At 63.9% G+C, this 17,284-nt stretch carries 12 protein-coding genes; 3 read left to right on the forward strand and 9 right to left on the reverse strand.

The genetic code is table 11. From position 1 onward, the window contains the following. Nucleotides 1-331 precede the first annotated feature (331 nt). The 6 genes from AC0685_RS38010 to AC0685_RS38035 form a co-directional block, all read right to left on the reverse strand. Complete coding sequence (locus AC0685_RS38010) at nt 332-637, reverse strand: hypothetical protein (RefSeq protein ID WP_478229914.1); 306 nt, start codon at nt 635-637, stop codon at nt 332-334. A gap of 70 nt (nt 638-707) precedes the next feature. Beyond that, a complete protein-coding gene (locus tag AC0685_RS38015; RefSeq protein ID WP_478229915.1) occupies nt 708-1,010 on the reverse strand; it encodes a hypothetical protein in 303 nt (100 codons plus the stop codon). 104 nt (nt 1,011-1,114) lie between these two features. Next, the gene (locus tag AC0685_RS38020; protein WP_478229916.1) at nt 1,115-1,627 is read right to left on the reverse strand and encodes a polymorphic toxin-type HINT domain-containing protein; all 513 of its coding nucleotides are present in this window, start codon (nt 1,625-1,627) and stop codon (nt 1,115-1,117) included. A gap of 189 nt (nt 1,628-1,816) precedes the next feature. Continuing rightward, a complete protein-coding gene (locus tag AC0685_RS38025; protein WP_478229917.1) occupies nt 1,817-2,254 on the reverse strand; it encodes a hypothetical protein in 438 nt (145 codons plus the stop codon). Then, nucleotides 2,244-8,978 (reverse strand): polymorphic toxin-type HINT domain-containing protein, encoded by a 6,735-nt coding sequence (locus AC0685_RS38030; RefSeq protein ID WP_478229918.1) that lies wholly within the window; start codon nt 8,976-8,978, stop codon nt 2,244-2,246. Before AC0685_RS38030 ends, AC0685_RS38025 begins: the two co-directional genes overlap by 11 nt. Nucleotides 8,979-9,066: 88 nt before the next feature. Continuing rightward, complete coding sequence (locus AC0685_RS38035) at nt 9,067-12,405, reverse strand: LamG-like jellyroll fold domain-containing protein (RefSeq protein ID WP_478229919.1); 3,339 nt, start codon at nt 12,403-12,405, stop codon at nt 9,067-9,069. 372 nt (nt 12,406-12,777) lie between these two features. Here AC0685_RS38035 and AC0685_RS38040 point away from each other — a divergent pair, with 372 nt between their 5' ends. Beyond that, a complete protein-coding gene (locus AC0685_RS38040; protein ID WP_478229920.1) occupies nt 12,778-13,257 on the forward strand; it encodes a hypothetical protein in 480 nt (159 codons plus the stop codon). 319 nt (nt 13,258-13,576) lie between these two features. Here AC0685_RS38040 and AC0685_RS38045 read toward each other — a convergent pair whose 3' ends face one another. Continuing rightward, nucleotides 13,577-13,912 carry a tyrosine-type recombinase/integrase gene (locus tag AC0685_RS38045; RefSeq protein ID WP_478229921.1) on the reverse strand — a complete coding sequence of 112 codons (336 nt, stop codon included), beginning with the start codon at nt 13,910-13,912 and terminating at the stop codon, nt 13,577-13,579. Between AC0685_RS38045 and AC0685_RS38050 the strand changes: the two genes are divergently transcribed. Together AC0685_RS38050 and AC0685_RS38055 are read left to right on the forward strand one after the other, a co-directional pair. Further along, nucleotides 13,904-14,203: a recombinase family protein gene (locus AC0685_RS38050; protein ID WP_478229922.1), complete on the forward strand. Its 300-nt coding sequence runs from the start codon at nt 13,904-13,906 to the stop codon at nt 14,201-14,203. The two genes, AC0685_RS38045 and AC0685_RS38050, sit on opposite strands and share 9 nt — an antisense overlap. A 45-nt stretch (nt 14,204-14,248) precedes the next feature. Further along, complete coding sequence (locus AC0685_RS38055) at nt 14,249-15,163, forward strand: recombinase zinc ribbon domain-containing protein (protein ID WP_478229923.1); 915 nt, start codon at nt 14,249-14,251, stop codon at nt 15,161-15,163. Nucleotides 15,164-15,310: 147 nt separating this feature from the next. On the opposite strand, the gene AC0685_RS38060 is transcribed toward AC0685_RS38055, so the two are convergent. Next, entirely contained in the window at nt 15,311-15,847 is a 537-nt protein-coding gene (locus AC0685_RS38060; RefSeq protein WP_478229924.1) for a hypothetical protein, read from the reverse strand. A 32-nt stretch (nt 15,848-15,879) separates the two neighbouring features. Next, complete coding sequence (locus tag AC0685_RS38065; protein ID WP_478229925.1) at nt 15,880-16,518, reverse strand: hypothetical protein; 639 nt, start codon at nt 16,516-16,518, stop codon at nt 15,880-15,882. Between the last annotated feature and the right edge of the window lie 766 nt (nt 16,519-17,284).

The raw sequence follows: 17,284 nt of genomic DNA on the forward strand, positions 1-17,284 counted from the left end.
ACGATCCGGACCGCTCCCTCACGGAACTCCGCATCGAACTTCCTTCGCTTCTCAGGCACAACTCATGATCCTCTAAGTCCATGCCTCCACGGTTTTTTTTGGGGGGGGGGAACCTCACTAGCTTGGCCTTGCCACGAAGGAAGTACGCACCCCACCCTTCTGGCACCCACCTGAAGCTGTTATAGCCGGTCGCCCTCGACAACCGCTCTTTGGTTTCCCGCGCACGCCAGAGACCATCCCGCTTGCGAATCCACGCCGACGCATACCTTGGCGAGCTCAAAGGTGCATATCCGGCCCACCTCGCGACCACGGCCTCTACCACCCAGCCGAACTATTCGCCCTCACTGACCGGGTTCACGCCGCGCCAAGCCAACCACTCTTCAAACGATTCCTTCAGACTGTCGCTAACCGCATTGGCAGGACCCGCAGCCAATCCAGCCAAAAGAGTTTCCACTGATCCACGATCTAGATGCAGGGTCAGGAAGATAGCCGGGTCGACAAGTAATGGATCAGAAGCCAACCCTACACCCTTGATGGCCGAAACCACCTGCGATGCCTCACCAGCAGTCAGATCAGGTAAGTCGATACTCCAGCAGAACGGCTGCTCGACAACATGGCGATCTTCCACCTTCAACATCCAATTAGGTACGGGCGACATCACCATCGGCCGCTTTCGCGCCTGCCAAGTAAATCGTTGCGACAACCCGCTATTCGATCCGCTCCACACCAATTGTTCGGAGAACATCGGACAGCCAGACCAGACCGTAGCCAACTACTTTGGAGTCATCTTCGAGCATTTCGACGAGGTTCGCCCAAGACTCTGAGACTTGACCGACAGTGAGCTCACTCGGTTGCTCGTACACGTTGTTCAACTCATCGGGAGGAACCGACCAAAAGTAGTCATGCCCCACATTGAGAGCACTGCCCGCCTGATCGCCCACATGGCGGAGCAGCAGGTCAAAAACCTTTCGGAGCTCGTCGATGGACACCCGGAGCGGGTCTTCAAACATCAGCAGTGACCTCCGATACCGGGAACGGAACCCTTGATTCTAGCAATCTGACCATCGAATGCTTTAATTTCTTTTTCAAGGTAGGAAATGCGGCCGTCAATGATTCACTGGCGAATCTCTGACGTAGGCGCATTCTTCAGGATTCCCTTGTTGTCGAAAGCGTCAGGATTAGCGCGGCAGGCGTCTAGCTTCGCTTGATGCTCTGCACTCCTAGCTTGAAGCGAACGAATCGACTTCTCTTGTTCAGGCGTTAGCCCTCCACCACCCTCGTTGTGAACGAGGACCGGAGTGTCTCCGGCGAGTACATGGTACGTGTGGTCGGTGTTGATGGTGAGGTTGTGGACACGAGCGGGCGCGTCCCAGAGCCGGGTGGCGGTGACCTGCACCGAGGTGCCGGTGCTGGTCTGCAGCCTTGAACCCGACACAAGCTCCTTCGCCCGGCACCCATTTGCGCTGCTCGGGGAGCCAGAAGGGGTGACCGTCGGTGGCCACGATCGGCTCACCACCGGTGACACTGATCTCGACCAGGCGTTTCTGACCCTGCCCGATGATCGTCGCCACAACCTTCCGGGCTGTGGTCTTACCCGTCTCCGGATCCGTCGCCTGCACCTGATCATCGAGCTTCAACTGCTCGATCGGACGACGGCTGCCATCCGCCATCACCACCAGCGTACCCGGCACGAAACTGTTACACCCGGTCGTCTTCGACAACCGCTCCTCAGCCTCGTGCACCCGCCGCAGATCCGCCTGCGCCTTATCCCGCTTCCGAATCCACGCCAGCAGAGGCATCAAATTGCATATTTGGATCAGCTGGCGGGTTCACGCAGGACGAGAATCACTCGATCAACCCAATCGCTGTCGTTGACGAACACCTCGACCCGCCGGGATCTTCCGGTTAGCTGCACGCGCAAACATGCGATGTCGTCAGAGTCATGCGCCTTGACTTCCATTGATGGCACATTCAGGACCCCTTCAAACTTCCGCACCAGCTCAGAAGCGGCGAATTCGGGGATATAGTCATGATAAATATCCACGCGAACCGGACCGTCGACATCAGCCTGCACTGCCACATAGAGCGAATCATCATCTAGGTGAAACGGCTCATTGGCGGCATCCCAGGAATCATGACCAGCTCGACTGGACACGTCCTCGAATACCAGCAACCCATGCTGGAAGAACGTGATGAACCCACCTCCATAGATCTCGGCGTCCAGGTTGTCGAGTTCAGTTTCCTCAGAAGTCATAACGATCGTCTCCCAACTGACGTACGATCCCGCCCTGCTGTCTCATGCAGGTCACGCACTGAGGATAGGCCGTGTGCTGCGTCCCCTTCGGCACGGCCTGCGTGGGCGGTTGGTGATCACGTACCCAGTTACCCTTCTTTGTGCCCGGCGTACTCGCGCCACAAGTGTGACATCCGTTTCGGTTGCCGGCCTCATTGACCAGGTTTTGCACACCGGGTCCGTTGATATTGCCGTTCTCCAGAGCCACGCCCTCCTTGGCGTAGGGACCGGGCCCCATAGTCAGACGGCACACGTCGGCTTCATTGGCGTTGTGGACGAACAGCGCAGCGCCCCCTGCTGCGACGTAGTACGTGTGGTCGGTGTTGATGGTGAGGTTGTGGACCCGTGCGGGCGCGTCCCAGACCCGGGTGGCGGTGACCTGCACCGAGGTGCCGGTGCTGGTCTGCAGCTGCGAACCCGACACAAGCTCCTTCGCCGGTACCCATCGGCGCTGCTCGGGGAGCCAGAAGGGGTGTTCGTCGGTGGCCACGATCGGCGCGCCACCGGCGACACTGATCTCGACCAGGCGTTTCTGGCCCTGCCCGATGATCGTCGCAACAACCTTCCGGGCCGTGGTTTTACCGGTCTCGGGATCGGTCGCCAAGACTTGATCGTCGAGTTTCAGCTGCTCGATCGGGCGACGACTGCCGTCCGCCATCACGACCAGAGTGCCCGGCACGAAGCTGTTGCACGTCGTCTTGGACAACCGCTCCTCGGCCTCTTGCACCCGCCGCAGATCAGCCTGGGCCTTGTCTCGCTTCCGGATCCACGCCAAGGTGTCCTGGAACGCGTTGACGATCTTGTCGACGATCTTCCCGCCTTTGAGGATCTTTCCCCACGGCAGCGCGGTCAGAACTTCCAGGCCGCACTGCAACAGACTGAAATCCTTGATGCAGTGGTCGACGATCCCCTTGACACCCACGATCTCCTGCAGGATGTCGCCACCCGCCTGGATCGCGATATCCATCCAGCCCCGCTTGTCCGCGGCGGCCTTCTTCGCCTCCTCGTACTCCGCCTGACTCAACCCGGCGTCTTTGACCGCTTGTTCCTTCTGGCTTCCGCCGCCGCCACCGCTGTTGAGCATCATCGACCAAGGCGAGTCGATCCAGACCCGGTAGACGAAGGTCTGCACCACCCAGTAGACGAATGAGACCAGCATCAACATGGGGAAGAAAAGGCCGAGGAAGAACATCTTCCAGGCGAATCCGATATGCGCGGTCTGTTTGGCGACCTTGACGGTCTTCCAGTAGAGGCCGCTCGGGTCGGAGTTGGTCGCCGGTGCGTTGTTGGCGTAGGCGTAGCCGTTCATCTGCTGCGGGTCGTCGGTGTCGAGCACCGGGTCCGGGGAGATGAACCGGCCGGTCTCGGGGTCGTACTGGCGTGCGCCGAGGTTGGTGAGCCCGGATTCGTCCTTCGTCCCGCCGACGAAGCCCTTGTCGTCCGGCCAGGTCTTCGGTTCCTCACCACGCGGATTGCCGAAGGCGTCTTGCCGCCGCTGACTGACCGCGAGAGTGCTCGCATTGACGCTCATGGCCGCGGTGCCCTGATGGTCCCCGAGCAGCCAGGACAACCCGCCGCCCGCACCGGAGGTCCTGACCGCGACGGCGGAGCCGCCGTGGTCGTAGTACCGGCGACCGGTCAACTCCTGGGTGGCGGGTTTGAGCACCAGCTCCATCCCGTCGAGATAGAGCGTGGTGCTTCCTGGCTCGCGTTTGATCAACCGCCCGCCGTCGGCGTCGTAAAGGTAGGTCGACGTACGGCCGTCCGCCTCGGTGACCTTCTCGGTGCGGCCGAGCGGGTCCCAGTCCAGTTTCTGTGTCGACCCGGAGATGTTCCGGGTCGTCATGTTGCCGGTCGTGTCGTAGCCGAACTCGTCCTTCGACGTCCCCTGAGGGCCGGTTTGCGTCACCGATCGCAGGGTGTGGGGCTGAGTTCCGTTCTGGCCGCCGTAGGCATACGTGCGGGTGACGTCGCCATCGAGCCGGTGGTCGACGTCGGAAGTCCGGTTACCCGCCTTGTCGTAGACATACTCGTGCCAGTACGGCGCGGCACCCCCCATGGCGGCGAGCGATGGCTGGACCGCGCAGTCCCCGCTCTTCGGAGTGAAGGCACTGGTCATGCGCTTGAGATAGTCGTAGGCGAAACACTGGGTATCGCCCACGGCCCCGGGCGGGGTGTCGGCGATCTTGGTGACGTTGCCCGAAGGGTCGTAGCCGTAGCTCCGCTTGGCGAGGTAGGTGCCGCCTTCGAGGTTGCGCTGGACGTCGACACCGGCGAGCCGCCGGGTGCCCTCCTCGTAGAACATCGAGGTGTAGACCGTCTTGGCGCCGGAGCCCATGGTGAGCCGCAGCGTCTCGCCGTACTTGGAGTAGAGGTGCTCCGGCACATAGGTGTCGATACCGAAGGTCTCGGTCGGAAGCCCCAGTTCGTTGTACCGGTGGTTGATGATCTCCGCGTCGAGTCCGCCTGCCGCGGGCTGGGTCTGAGTCGCGACCCGTCCGGTGTTCGGCTCGTAGGAAGTCCTGAAGGTATAGGTACCGGTGAGTTTTCCTTCGCCTTCCGGGATGACGACCTTGGTCATCGTCGGCCGGTTCGCCGAGTCGTACGCGCCGACCTGCTTGGTGTAGGCCTTGCCGTCGATCCACCTGGTCGACGAGTCGACGAGCCCCTTCTTCAGGCCGTCGTAGCTCCATGTCGCCGTCTTGACCTCTGCTTGGCCCGGTGCCCGTGTCTCATAGCTCGCGACCTTGCGGCCGAGCAGGTCGTACTCGGAGCGGGTCACCGCACCGCGTGAATCGGTGACGGTTTCCAGCTGGTCGAGTGCGGTGTAGGTGTAGCGGGTCGTCCCGCGGTCCGGATCGTGGTCGGCGACCCGACGGCCGAGCTGGTCGTGCTCGTAGCTCCACTGAGCGCCGTCCGGGCCGGTGACCGACGTCGTCAGGCCACGAACGTCATGGACGTACTTGGTGGAGTCGTAATCGCTGGTCGCCTGCCGCCCGTGATGCTGGCGCTTTTCGACCGCGCGGCCGTGCACGTCGCGGATCACCGTCGTCGTGGTACCGCCCTCGGGCGGAATGACCGTGACTCGATCGGCTTCGTACGACGACGAGGTCTGCCACTGCTTGACACCGAGTTTGTGGTAGGCCACCTCGGTTTCGCGCTGGAGCGCGTCGAACACGGTGCGCGTCTGGTTCGGCACCGCGTTGTCGAGTACGCCGAGGAGAGCTTTCTCGGGCTCCTTCTCGTTGTAGTAGGCGCCATTGACCTTGTGCTTGAGACCGCGGGAATCGTAGAACCAGTCAGTCAGGACGCGGCCGCCGGCGACAGCCGACAACTGGGCTTGCCGCTCGCGCAGCAGTCCGTCGTAGAGCGTGTACGAGGTCGTGTACTTGCCATCCTCCCGAAGAACTCGAGTGGTGACGACGGTCGGCCCGTCGGTCCGGTATTCGTAGTCGAACTCGCTGCTCGGCGTTCGTCCGTCCACCTTGGACCGTCCCGGGGCCCAGGTCCGGACGACACGACCGAGCGGGTCGTAGTCGATGTCGGCCCGCTCACCGCTGATGCCGACGTCGGTCGTGGTGAGAGCCCACGCAGGGTCCATGGTGGTGACCGAGGTGAAGCCGAGCGGATCCTTTTTGGTCACTGTCCGGACCCCGAATTCGGGACCGGGGCTGTAGGTCGTGGTGACCTTGTGGCCCTGAGCGTTCACCACCTCGACCGGGCGGCCCAGCGCGTCGTAGGTGGTGCCCTGCGTCAGCTGCCAGCCCGTGCCGGTCCACCTTTCGGTGGCGGTCAGGTTGCCCTTTGCCGGAATCGCCTCGAACGCCTGGCCGTCATAACTCGAGCGGACGTGGGCGACGACGTCCTTGGGCGCGCCCTCTCCTGCCGCGCAGGGCAGGGCGACGGTGCGAACGGTCGAGGGCCTGGTCAGGATCCAGGCATCCTTGTTGGCGACATAGGTCGTTCGAGAGCAGGTTTCATCGCCGGTGACGCCGGTGTCTCCGGCGTCCTCGACCTGGATGACGTTCCCGTGGTCGTCGAAAGAGTTGGTCACCTTGGTGCGCCGCCACGAACCATCACCGAGCAACGTCCGCCCCCGGACGGTGGCGATGTTGGTCATGAACGCCTTGTCCTCGCCCGCGGTCGCGGTCGGGCCGCGGAGCCATGGTTCCTTGACGGATGCCGACACGATCTTGTCGCCGTCGTAGGAGAGGCTTTCCAGGCTGAACCCGGCGAGTGCTTCGGAGTCGGTTACCTTGCCTCCCTCCGAGTCGGCGACCTCGACCGTGCGCTTCTTGCCATCCGGCAGGCGATCGCCGTCCATGCCGCGCAGGAATCGCTCGGCCGTGACGGTTTGCGTCTTTCCCGGCTCCCCGGCGATGGTGCGGACTTCACCGAAGCCACGCCATTGGGACCAGGTGCGGTGCTTCATCTCGGTGAATTCGGCATCGTCGAAGTGCCAGGCGGCGCCGCCCTGGTACTGGTACTCGGTCTTCTTCAGTTCCGAGCCGCCGGTCCGGTCGTCTTCCGTCACCGCGGTGACGACGTACTTGTGGAACCAGCCGAGTACGGCTTCATAGCCGAATTCGGGGAGCCACCAGCTGGGGAAGCACCGCATGGTGTTCGTTTCCGGGTTGGCGGGCATCGCCGAACCGGTCACACATTCGCGGTCGGAGTACTTGACCTCCGTGATGCCACCGGCTTCGTTCTGGACTCGTTCGATGCGGTAACGGGTGATCGGCGGCAGCCCGTCGTTGGCTTCCACCCGGTTCGGCATCGATCGGCCGTGGAACACCATCTCCGGCAACACGGCCGTGCCTCCGGCCAGACCGGTGTGCGTGATCCCCGCCAGCCACAACGCCGGAGACAGCCCGTCACCGGTGTCGGGGAACTGGTGCCGCAACGTCCACGCGTCCACGTCACGCCACTGCGCCGGGCCAGTGACGTCGTCGCGGCGGATCTGGGTCAGCACCTTCACCAGCCGCTTACGGCTGAAGAACGCGGGCGAGGTGCGCCCGTCGCATTTCTCGCCCGGCTTGCAGATCCGGTCGAAAGGCACATCAGGCCAGGACTTCGCGGTGTCCTTGGTCAGCTGATCGGGGTTGCACGCGAACGTGCTGGTCGGCAGACACCGTTCCGCGGTGTCGAACCACACCCGCGACGGTGCCGGGGCGAACAGCGCACCCGCCCGCAGACCGTATTCGATACGGCGGACGAAACCGGCCGCGACATAGGAGGTCTGCTTGTCCGCGGACTGGTCCCGGCCGTAGAAGTTCGTTTCACGGTCGTAGTAGTAGGTGGTCGCGTTGCCGTTGGGATCGACGACGTAGTCGAGGTTCCACCGGTACGCCTGCTGGCACCAGGAGTCACCGAAGGCGGCTTTCGCGCAGGGTTCACCCGCGTTGTTGCCGAAGACCGGAACCGTGAACGCCGAGCCGGTCTCGGGTTTGCCCTCTGTCCAGCCGGGAAGCCGGTTGAGGCCGAGGAAGTACTGGGTGCCGTTGCTGCTGGTGACCTTCCAGTGTTCACCATCGTCGTCCCCGTTGGTCGCACCGGTCAATCGTTCGATCCGCGATCCGTCATCGTTCTTGGGCCGCCACGCACCGGTCTTCTCGTCCTTGACAAGCTCGGCCGACACGCCGTTGAGATGCATGATCGCGTTGTCCGTGGCCCAGCACAGGTCACCGGTCTTCCGATCCCCCTGAATGCCACCGAGATCATCAGCGCAAGCCTTGTAACGCCGCTCGATGAACCCGCCGGCGGAAAGCTCCCACCCATCACCCGGGGCGGCGGCCTGGTTGTTGGTGGCGCTCGTCCGGCCGTCGATCGTGCCCGAGGAATACCCGAGTCCGAGCTTCGGCGCGACACCCGCGGTCGGCGGCGGGACCCGGAGCGGGACAGAGTAGGTGAAGTCACCGCTGGAGCCACCGGCCGACCATTGCCCGGCAGGCGACAACCCGGTCGCCTCGAACGACCCACCGGCACCGGAGGGGGCGGCGGTCGCGGCAAGGACCATCCTCGATGCCCCGGCCTGGTCTTTCTCCTTGCTGGGCAGGGTGATCTTCCCGGTGAGGGTGCGCGCCTTGGTGTTGTTGTCCGTCTTCAACGGCTGCCCGGAACGGCATTCCGGTTTGTCCGGTGTGGTGATGGCGCATTCAGGCAAGACGGCGAGCTTGAGGCGGGAGCCGTAGTCACCGCCGAAAGCGTTGGCGAAATCGCGATAGTCGACCTGCACCGACATCGCCTTGCCCGCGGCGCCGCCGGCATCGTCCACGGCCACGACCAAACCCGTGACCCCGGCCTTCCCGGCCAGGGCCTGGTCATAGGTCTGAACCTTGACCTTCACCGGCGCGGCTGCAGCACCTCTGGCTTCGACGGCCGGCGCCTCGACGGCGACCGACACCGGCAGCGTCCCGGCGCGCTGGAAAGCGGCGGACGGTTTCGCCGACCGTGCCGTCGCTCCATTCGAGAGTTCGACATCCGCGGATGCCGCTCCGGGCCACCTCGGCTCGGCTGGTGTCTTCGCCGCCGCGTCGACCTCGTTCGCCGGTATCGGCCGGGCCGGAACCGGCTTGCCGGGCACGGACTTCTCCTGTTGCAGCGAGGGCAACTGGACGAAGCTCGGATCAGCGGCGGCCGCAGGCAGCGCCTGCGTCGTGGTGGCGACCATGACCACTGACAACACGAAGGCGATCGCGACCGCAAAACGTCCTCTGGACAAACCTGGCTCCCGGAAAGATCAGGAAAGAAGGAATGAGTTCTGGGGGTTGCCGTTATCCCTGTGCCGGGAGCTGGCTGATCTCGCGGTCGCTCAACGCGCCGGAGTACACACGCACGTCACGGACAGCGCCGCGGAACGGGTCGACGTCCCGACCGACCCACACGCCGCCGCCGATCATCAGCTCACCGGTGCCGTTCCACCCGGTCACACCACCGAGCCGGCCGGCGAACCGGCCGTTGAGGTAAATCCGGGCTTCCTTCGTCGCGAGGTCATAAACCCCGGTCAGATGCACCCACTGCTGCGCCGACACTTCGTCCTCAGCGGGAATCCACCAGCCACCCTCACGGTCGGCCCCCAGGGAGACCAGGAAGTTCCACTTCTTGATCTCCGACCGGTACTGCAACATGAACGGTGAGAACTTGGTGTCGCGCAGGCTGACCGCGGTACGTGGAGCGCCATCAGCTTCGTCCAGGCGCACCCAAGCCGACACGGTGTACGACCGGTCGGTCCGCAAGGTGGGCCTCGGCCCGGTGACCGCGCCGGACTCGGTGCCGTAGCCCCCGGTGAACCGTGCGGCCGGATAGCCGTCGGCCTCGGTCCAGCTCGCCGTCCCGCTGAACTTCGCTTCCTGGCCGCTCAACGCTTCCTTGGTGACGGCCCCGGTTCCTTCGGCCAGGGGGTAGTGCGCACGAAGGACGGCCTGGTTCGCCAACGCCGCGGCCTCGCTCGACACCAGAACACGTTGATAGAGACGAACGTCGTCCACGGCTCCGGGGAAGTAGTCGACCGTCGCGCCGTTCCACAACGCTGCGCCGATCTCGAGATCACCGGTCCCAGCCCACGTGCTGGTGTAGGCGATCTCTCCACTCAGCGCACCGTTGACATAGATCCGCAGCTTGCCCGCGCCCTGGTCGTACACTCCGGTCAGGTGCGTCCACACGCCTGTCTGCACCGCTGTCGACGACAACGCGCGTGCGTGCGTCGCACCGCCACCATCCACATCGGAACTGAACATGGCCAGCGACCACTTGCCGTCCGGCGACGCCTGTAGCTGGAACGCGCTGGTTCGCTTCCCGTCTTCGGAGACCGCCGCGGGCCAGCCACCGACCTGGTCCAGCCGGACCCACGCCGACACCGAGAAACTCTTCGAGGTGTCGACCACAGGACCGGCGTGATGCAGGCGTTTGCCCGAACCGAGAACAGCGGACTTGCCGAGATAGCCATCCGCCGTGGTGTCGACGCCGCCCACGTCCGCCAGCGTCCGCCCGTTGCCGCTGGCGTCAGCGAGGTCGCCGTCCAGCTTCCAGTGTCCGTTCAGGTTTCCCGTGAGTGGGTCGCCGGCACGGACATAGACCGGGTACTTAATGATTGGCGAGAGGTTTCCCGCACGGTCGACCGACCGGGCGAACACCGTCTGCGGCCCGTCGGTTGTGGGAGTCCAGCGAAAGACTCCGGATCCACCCAGTTTGTCCGCAGTGACCGGGGTTTTCGGGTCGTCGTTCTCTTGATCGGTGACCGACCACAGGAAGCGCTGCACGTCGGCTGTGCCGTTGGCGGAGATCGTGAAGGCTCCGGTCTGGCCGATCCCACCTGCCTGGGTGCTACCGCCTCCGGGATAGTCCTCCGACGTGACCACCGGCACCCCAGGTGGGGTCTTGTCGACCGCGAACTCACAGTTCCCCACCCACACGGACGAACTGCCACCATCACTAGCGTACATCGACCAGTTGTAGACGCCCTCGTCAGTGATCTTCCCTGCTGGAACTGTCACTTCCGCGAACGAGCCGGACGGGACGTTCCCGATCGTGGTCCACCAGATCTCACTGCTGGCCCCGAGCTTTCCCTTGTGCAACGAGAAACGCGCGGTGAGCATGCCACCGTCCGGATCGGCTACCCGCCCGCGCAGTCGCGGCGTCGGCGTGAACACGAACGGCCGCGCGTCACCGGAAGCGCACGGGATCTGGCCGCCTTCCATGCCAAGTTCCCCCGGCTTGCCCGGAATCGAGTTGTAGACCACCTCGAGCACCGGATCCAACGCGAACCGGCGCCAGTCATTTTCCGCACCCTCGTTCGCCGCTTTGAGCAGGAAGACCATGTTGGTCCAGCCGCCGTTCGCGGCATCCCGCATTGTGCTGTCGATCGCGACCTCGGCAGCACCGTCAGTCGGGCAGTACCTGGCGTTGTTGGACTTGGTGATGCCGCCAAGGCTGGCGCCGAAGCTCGGCTGATTCGCCCAGGTCGTGCCCCAATCCAAGCCACTGGCCAGGCGCAGCTCCGTCGCCCCGCCATTACAGGACCACGAGTGGACCACTCGAGGACGGACCTTCGCACGATGGATCACCTTGCCACGCATCGCCGAAACGTCGAAATTGAAGTACGACCGCGAGACGTAACCGCTCTGATAGCCCGCCTTCAGGTCACCGAGATCGCCGTCAGTGCGGTTGAAGTTGTGCTCGTTCGGCCAGGCGCTCTGCACCACAGCGTGATTCTGCTTCCCACCGGCCCACCAGTACTCCGGATCGATGACGACCGGATACACCCTCGCCGGATCACTCAGAAACTCGGCATCAGGCCGGATGATCGTCGCGTCCCTCGTGACCTCGACATCCATAGTCGCCACCGCGGACTTACCCGGAACCGGACTCACGGCCGCGCTCGACCGAGCCGTGACCGCCGCTCCCCCGCCACTGGAGTCCCACATCTTCGACGCATCCCCACCGAACACCGTCCGCCCGGCGCTGTCGACCGCCTCGATCCCACCGGTGCTCGTCTTCCGCGGCGTCACCCCGCGCGCGTGATTACGGAAAGAAATCGCCTTCAACCGCGGGTTCGCCGCCGCTTCGGGCGTTTTCACCACCAACAGCTGGCTAAAGCCCTTCGCCGTCGCAGTCACGGTCAAATCGACCCCGGGCAACACCTCGGCGTACGTGGCGACAGAGCCGTTCAGCTTCGGAGCGGGCAGGGGTCCTTCCCATCCGATACCGATCTCGCTGCCGTTCTTGGCCGCGGTGGCCAGTAGCTCGCCCTCGCCGCCATCGGCGACGCGCACATCGACGACCGCCGCCTTCGGGCCGATGGTGCCGTCAGGGCGCGCGACCAGCGTAAGGTCGACCGGAACCCACGCGTCACCGCGCCGCACCCGTTGAGGATCGAAGCTCTCCCGGCGGGTCACCGTGCCATCCGGATTGGCGAAAACCTCGGCGTACTCGGTGGTTTCCTCAGGCACCACCACGGATTTGCCGGAATTCTCCGCCGCGGCCAACGCCGCGACCACCGCAGGCGCCTCACCCGACACCGCGCCGGGCTCCGCAGCCACCGACACCCCGGAAGCGCCAACGACGAACGTCAGCGCCAAAGCCACCGCACCCAAGGCACGCCGAGCAGAGCGCACGACTTCCTCCCCAAAGTCCCACACCGAAGCAAGAAGAACGTCCCGCTCTCAACCGGCAGGTAGGCACTCCCTCGCAATGATCGGATGAATAAGTATCAACACCGATTAGTCCAGTCAAAACAAGGTAGGAAGCGCTCTCGTAAATCATCAACATGGATCCAGGTCTGACACTGATCCAAATGGACGCTTTCATCCGCCCACGTGCACGTTCACGCCATGACAAAGACGGTCGAAATGGACATTCGGACGCGTTAGCAGACCTCGCTGTGAGTAAGACAACAATCACGCGCCATCGGATCAATGCTCCATTTGGCCTCCAACACGTCGCGTCAGACCCCCTAGCAAGGCCGGCGACCGGGTAAGAATGCGGGCATGGGGTACCACCTGCAAGCCGTCGTCGCCACCCATCCTCTGCTGAGCAAACTTGTCTGCGCCGTCGACGAAGCGCATATCGTGCAGCTCGGGCAACACCTGTCACTGCTCCCCGTGACCGATGCGTTCTTCGACGCGGTCACCATCACCGACGCACCCCGGCCCAGCGAGTTCTGGAAGATGCCCGCAGGATTCGACCGCAAGCTGGCAGGTTGTTCGAAGAACGGCCCTGTTGCCTACATCGAGGCCGAGTACTTCGGAGGGGCAGGCTCGCAGAACGCACAAGTATGGGACGGCGGGCACGTTGCCCTCGGCCCGCTCCACCTCGCCGAGAACCAGCCGGCCCCACCAGACGGCAGCCCGATCTCCCAAGCGCTCCGACGCCTCGGAGTCGACAAAGGCAACCATCACGACGAGTTCGACGCAGTCGGGCTCAACCGACATCGCGACACCGACGACTGGCTCGACCACTGCGGCTGATCACGACCACCGACCGATCACCAGCATCAGGCTCACCGCCGACCGCCCGACCACGGTGCCCTGCTCTTACCACTCCGAAAAGAGGCATCGACCAAACGACAGAACTCGGCATCCGCGAGCCCGAGACGCGCCCGAGAGTTCTGAAACAGTCCGACACCAGGCTCTTAACCAGCGGGTTCGGGGTTCGAGTCCCTGATGGCGCACAGTTCCGAATCGAAGCCCACCTGCAGGAATTCTCCGTAAAGAGGATCTTGCCGGTGGGCTTCGATCTTGGATGGGACCGGCGTGAGGCCGAATGAGGCCGTACCCGCCACCCCCTTTATTTCTTGGCCTTCTTGCCTCGGCTCCGGCTTCCTTTCCGTCGCCGGGGAAGTTTCTTGCCTGCCTGGCCTCGCAGTGAGGTCGCAGCTTTACGGGCCGCTTCCAGTACCAGCTCCGCCGTTGCTTCCGCGGCGCTATGAGCCAGGCAGGGCAGGACGCTGGTGTAGGTGTCGGCGGTGAGCACGATGCTGGAGTGCCCGAGCATGGCCTGCACGACCTTGAGGTCGTCGTTGCCCGCGGCCAGCGACAGGCTGGCCGCGCCGTGCCGCAGGTCGTGCAACCGGATCAGCGGCAATCCCGCCTCGGCGACCAGCCGGGTGAAGGTGTGGGTCACATAGCCAGGACTGAGCGGCCCGCCGCGCCGATTGGCGAACAGGAACCCGATCAGTTCGCGTTGTGGCGGTACTACGAGCGCCTCGGCTGCGACACGATCGCCGACCGGCTGAACGCGGACCTGGACAGGTACCCGCCTCCCGAGCCTCCGGGCAAGCGACGTGCACGCGGTGTTTGGGGCAGATCGAGCGTGTACGACATCCTGCGAAACCCCAAGTACACCGGCTACCAGGTCTTCAACCGTCGCGCCACGCGATCACGCCGGGGCAAGCACAACGACCCCACCAAGTGAGTCTGGTCGCCAGCGCCTGTCCATGAGCCGCTGATCCCGAAGTGGATGTACGACGCGATCAACGCGGGATGGAAGTCCAACCAGGGCTCGCGAGACGGCACCGAACCCACGAACAAGCACCCGGCCACAGCCAGGACATACCTGTTCCGCGGACGGATGTTCCACGAATGCGGAAGACGGATGTTCGGAGATCCGCGCCATGGCCGGGCGTACTACCTCTGCAGGCCGAACAACAACAACCGAGGTCGACCGGACAGGTTCGCAGACCATGAGAAGGCCCTCTACCTTCGCGAGGACTCTGTACTGGACGCGGTGGCCAAGTTCTTCGCCGACCGAGTATTCGGCCCTGACCGCCGGGCGATCCTGGAAGCCGACCTCGAAGGCGTCGACGATCACGCGGCTACGGAACGCGAGGCCGAACGGGACCGTATTCAGCGAAAGCTGGCTGAGATCACCAAACAGCAGGCATCGATCCTGAAACAGGCGCAGCAAGGCGACCCAGACGACCCCTTCACCACCGCCCTGCGAGGTAGCTACAACAACCTGGCAGGCGAAGAGAAGCGGCTCCAGGCCAAGATCACCGAACTGGACGAAGCGGACCTTGCCGCGACACCGAAGGGGATGACGGCAGAGGACCTGCCCCTGATCGACGCACTGCCCTACCTCGCGATGAACATCGCGTTGGCGCCGGGACCGTACCTTCAAGCACTGTTCGAAGCCGTCCAGCTCGCCATCATGGTCCACGACGACGGCGAACATGCGACAATCACGATCAAGCTCCCGGCAGACCAGCTGCCGGAGATCACTCACGTAGCGGAAAGGATCATCGACGTGACGCCCTCCCACGAACTCCAGCGCGAAGCCGCGCCTGAGCTTGTGGGGATGTTGTCTGTGCCCCCGGAGGCATTCTCACGCCCACGACAGCTGGCTCCGACACCGAGGTTCCGTCTGTTTCGGTGACCGGATAGGCATGTGGCGACGGCAGTGAGCATCACCGAAATGGTTCAGGTCCCACAGCAGGTTGCTCTGATCGACCAATAGACCAGGTAGGTTCATTGGCCGATCGCCCGTTGTCGGTGATCGGGAGGACCCGATCACCGACAACGATCAGCTGCCGCCCGGCAGAAGATTCACGAACTGGTCGAATCCCAGATAGCCGACGCTGAAGCCGATGACCAGACCACCCCAGAAGTCCTCGATCGAGACCAACGGCTGGGCCGCACTCTTTCTGGCGAACGCGACCACGACCGCGATCGCCGCCATGAGGGATACCGCCAGTGCGGAAAAGCTTCCCCAGGCCGTGATCGTCTCCGGTGCCGAACCGAGCGTCTTCACCAGCGTGCCCAGCGTTGCGCCGGTGACGCTTCCCCAGGCGATGGAGCCGATGGCCGCTTGAATGCTGAGCTGGAACGGGATCGTGCCGGTGTGGTCGACGCCGTCGACGGAGTAGTTGACCTGGATCTGGAAGGTATGACTCAGTGGCCGGAAGAACAAGCGGGATCTGGTGCGCAGGACGAATTGCCGTACCACTGAGTCACCGGGCTGCAGTTTCACCGGTATCTCGCCCCGGTTGTACGCGACAATCCGCCGCATGACTGCGTCGAGCTGATCGCTCGAGGCGTCCTGCGGCATCACCAGGCTCATGGCTGAGAAGGACGCGGTGCTGTTGGTGAGGTTCAGGTCGCGTTGGACGGCGACGGTACTGCGGAACAGGTCCTTGGCGACTTCGGGATCGAACTCGGTGCCGACAGCGATGGCGACGCCCGGATGTTCCGCCGGATCCGCCTCCGCTGCCGGAAGTTGTCCCAGACTTGTGAGACGGCGCCGGACGGGGGAGCCGACGCGGCGAGTTTGGCGTTCTTCGCCCGGAGGCGGTTCACGTCCAGAAGATCGACGGGCACATGGGTCTGCACCTGGTGGATGGCGATCGGTACGTCGAACGGGTTCTGTACCAGCACGAAGATGGAGAAGTCCGAGCCTGCCGTGGTCTGCTCACTGGCCGTGGACACGGTCAGACCGAGAAAACCCCGCACCGGCCCCGGCGCCGCCTCCAGCGGTTCGGGATCGGCGACTGGTGATTCGTGCTCCGAGGAGTTGACCAGCTTCGCGAGGCTGCCGGCGAAATTCTTGTCCACGATCATGACATCGAGCAGTTCCTGCTCCAGGCGTTGCCGAACTTCGGAATCGTCAGGGTTGGCCTCGGCTTCGGACAGGACCGATGCCCTCGCGGGGTCCGTGGCGAACTTCCGGCGCACCAATTCCACGAGTTCGGCCGTGGCACCTCGCGCGACCTCACGGGCGACCGTTTCGAGCATGAGCGGTTCCACATCGCACTCCGGAACAGAGATCGCCGGGAGCGATCCGCGCGTAACAGCGCGTAACAGCGCAGACCACGCGTGGCCCAGGGGTACGCCTCCCGCGGATTCGAATCGTGGCGTTCCGCCGGACGAACCGAGCTTGCCGGACGGCTGGAGGCGCGACGATGAGAGCGCCATAAATCATCCGCGGAGCGGATTGTCGTGGACAAGGTACCGGCCCGAAGATCGAGAATTCGACCGATGCCGTCGTGCGCGCGATGTCTGCCGGCATCTGTCCAACCGGCTGTGCTGAATGGACACCAGCACGTTACGCAACGCGTCGCAGATCGAGCTGAACGGCCCGACTTCGGCATCGCCACCTTGCAGATCACGCTTGTCCGAGTAGCACAAATGGTGCAATGACCTGAGTCCATGTCTCGACGAGAGCATCTTCTGCCAGGAAGACATGTGTGGCATGGTGCACCCGTGGCTGGCGCACTCTCTCCCCCTCAGTGCGCCAGCACCTGCACTGATCGGCCAGGCAGAACCTCCAGGCCAAACTCGACCTGGAGGCCACAACCCGACCCCGCATAAAGACTTAGCGCCACAAGACAATGGCGTTTCAGCGCGCCGAGTCCGGACTCCTCAGGCAGCGGCCGGGTCGAGGCCACACGGCCCTGTGAAGCAACCGAAGATGGACGTCCGGGTGCGATTGGACCAGTCTTCGTAGTGCTGGATATCGACATCCACGTCACAGCTCGCGGTCGAGAGGTCGAGCCCTCGA

The sequence above is a fragment of the Amycolatopsis sp. NPDC043889 genome (assembly GCF_056435645.1).